The following is a 3,325-nucleotide window of genomic DNA, read 5'->3' on the forward strand; positions in this document are numbered from 1 at the left end:
TTTCTGTTATATTTGAATTAAATAACGATCTTATGAAATTAAAATAACTTTTGTTAAAAGCGAGTTTTGTCTTTTGCTGTAAAATTGAATAAATAATTATTAAACAGAATAAGTTATTTCCTATAAAAAAGTTTTAACAAAAAAGATCAGAAAAACTAAACTTTTGTCAAAAAATTAGACATTTAGTTTAAGTAATCTTCTGATCTCTTTAAAAAATTATAATCCTAAAAATTTTGAAAATTCTTCCATTGTCTTATCAAGTTTTGCTTTTACATTTTCATTTGAATCTGCATTTACACTAAAATAGAATTTGATTTTTGGCTCTGTTCCAGATGGACGGGTTGTAATGTAAGTGTCGTCTTCCAGAACAAATTGTAAAACGTTTTCTTTTGGTAATTTTATTTCAGTTTCTGCTCCTGTTTCCAAGTTGTATTCTTTGTGTGAAAAGAAATCACGTTTAATTTTAATCTTTTTACCAATCAGTTCGTCTTTTACGTTTTCTCTCAAATTAGTCATAAGAGCAGCCATTTGTTCAATTCCATCTTTTCCTTTAAGGGTTACAGATTTTATTCCTTCTAGATAATATCCAAATTCTTTATATAATTTTTGCAATTCTTCGTAAATTGAACTTCCGATCGAATTATAGTAAGTGGCCATTTCAGCGATTACCATTGAAGTTACTAGTGCATCCTTATCTCTTGCATGTGTTCCAATCAAATATCCGTAACTTTCCTCAAATCCAAATAAATATGTTCCATCCAATTCCTTATTTTCAAATTGTCTAATTTTTTCTCCAATATATTTAAATCCTGTCAATGTTTTCATAACTCCAACATTTTTTGAAGGTGCAACTACATCAATCATTGGTGTAGAAACAACTGTTGTTATAACTTTTGCATTTGCAGGAATATCTTTCTTATTATTTAGAAGATATTGCAGTAACAATAATCCAACTTGGTTTCCATTTGGATAATACCATTCATTTTTATCATCTTTTACAGCAATACCTATTCTATCTGCATCGGGATCGTTTGCCATAACTATTTTTGCCCCAATTTCATCAGCTAATTTTACTCCAAGCTTAAATGCTGCTTTTTCTTCAGGATTTGCATAAGTTACAGTTGGAAAATTCCCATCTGGTTCAATTTGTTCCTTCACAACTTCAAAATTGTACCCAAAATCAGATAAAATACGTTTCATTGGACGTCCACCAGTTCCATGAAGTGGAGTGTAAACTATTTTGAAATTTTCTTTCCCTGGAATATCTGTTTTTAAAGTTTGTGTTTTTATTGCATCTAAATAATCATCATCAATTTTTCCGTCCAATTGAATAATTAATCCTTTTTCTCTTCCTTCTGCTTCAGAAATTACTTTAATTTCTTCAAGAGTCTGAATTTTATTAACTTCAGCAACAATCGCAGGTGCATGAGGATCTACAACTTGAGCTCCATCATCCCAGTAAACTTTATATCCATTGTATTCCACAGGGTTATGTGATGCGGTTACGACAATCCCAGCCATGGTACCTTTATATCTTACCCCAAATGACAATTCAGGAGTAGAACGCAAGTCTTCATAAATATATGCCTTAATTCCATTCGCAGCCATAACTCTTGCTGTATTCAATGCATATTCCCTTGAACCGATTCTACAATCATGAGCAATTATAATTCCTTTTTCTTTTGCCAATTTTTCATCGAATTTCAGCATATAATTTGCAAGCCCTTGAGTTGCTTTTCTAATTACATATTTATTAATTCTATTAGTTCCAATCCCACGAACACCCCTAATTCCACCAGTTCCAAAGCTCAAATCCTTAAAAAATCTGTCTTCGATTTCCTTTTCATTTCCAGCTAAACTTCTTAATTCTTCCTTGTCTTTTTCATCAACAGCTTCTGAATTTAACCAGTATTCATATTTTTTCATATATTCCATGGTATGCCTCCTAAAAATTTTATTTAAACAATTTTAAATTTTATTATTTTTGCAGTTTATTTTAAACTAAATATCTCCAAAAATTTTTCTATTCTATATTAATTTTACCATATTTATCTAATTTAAGAAATATCTAAAAGGAAAAAATTACAATTTTTTTACTAAAATTAAAACTAGCACAAAAAACATCACAATAATATTCACAACAAACGGTAAAAAAGGGTTAAAATTTAGTAAATACCCTGAAAGAAGTGAACCAATTGCAGTTCCAAGAGAACCTACTGCAGAAGCGACTCCTAATATTTTCCCCTGATTTTCCTTATATCTCTGAGCAATAATCGTATTTCCAAGAGAACGCACAATTTCATAAGTCATTGTATAAAAAGCCATCAAAAGATATGGAGTTACACCAAATTTAACTCTAAATAAAATAATTGCCATCAATATTATTCCAACAAAAATCAAAAATTTATAAATACTTTTTTCCTTAAATTTTTTCAGCAGTTTTCCCAGCAAAAATGCAGTTCCAAAAAAAGCAAGTAATGACGAACACATAACAAAAGTTCCAATTGTATCAGAAGAAACTTTTTCATAAAATTTCAAAAAATAGTTTAAAGCACTTCCATAAGAATAAATTCCTATTCCTGAAAGTAAAATTATAAGACAGAAGAACTTGGAATAACCATCTAGCTCCTTAATATATCTAAAGGTTGCAAATGGGTTTAAGTCCTTTTTACTTTTCTCTTCCAAATCATTATTCTTTTTCACAATTTCCTTCATAATCAGTAAAATAATTATCGAAACAATGCTTCCACCAATAAACTGTAGTGCAAAGGAAGTTCTCGGATCATTCGTAACAGTTGCAGCATATCCTCCTATTTTCTGCCCAATTGCTCCACCGATTACAGTTGCAGAACTTACTTTTGCAATATTTTTTGCTTTCTCTCCTTTTTCAGAAAGCTGACTCACATATCCAAATGCCACAGCATATGTTCCCCCAGATGCAAATCCCGAAATCATACGTGCCAAAAATATAAATGGTAAGTTTATCCCAAACCCAAAAATAAGTTGTGACATTCCATAGCAAACTGGCATAAACACAAATATTCTCTTCATCCCAACTCTATCTGCTAAAGCCCCCAAATAAGGCGAAGAAATAAACATCGCTGTACTCATAAATGCCAGAAGTTCTCCCGAAATACTCTTCTTCCAGCCTCTCAATTCAATTAGTGCAGGTGTAGCGGGATGCCCCAAATTATAAACAATAATGCATAAAAACATTAATATTATCATCTTATTTATATTTTTCTTCTTTTCAAATCCCTCGTTTTTTTTCATTTATTTCTCCCTTAAATTTTTCCAAAAAAAAATCAATAAATAATTTTTATTG

The 3,325-nt window shown here is 30.3% G+C and carries 2 protein-coding genes; both read right to left on the bottom strand.

Features of this window, described 5'->3' with window-relative positions; translation table 11 throughout:
• Positions 1-216 precede the first annotated feature (216 nt).
• Positions 217-1,935: a phospho-sugar mutase gene (locus Q0370_RS04155; protein ID WP_299572524.1), complete on the bottom strand. Its 1,719-nt coding sequence runs from the start codon at positions 1,933-1,935 to the stop codon at positions 217-219.
• Positions 1,936-2,082: 147 nt separating this feature from the next.
• A complete protein-coding gene (locus tag Q0370_RS04160; protein WP_299572527.1) occupies positions 2,083-3,273 on the bottom strand; it encodes an MFS transporter in 1,191 nt (396 codons plus the stop codon).
• Positions 3,274-3,325 lie beyond the last annotated feature (52 nt).

Origin of the sequence: uncultured Leptotrichia sp., from assembly GCF_938036635.1 — a bacterium.
GTDB classification, from domain to species: Bacteria; Fusobacteriota; Fusobacteriia; order Fusobacteriales; family Leptotrichiaceae; genus Leptotrichia; species Leptotrichia hongkongensis.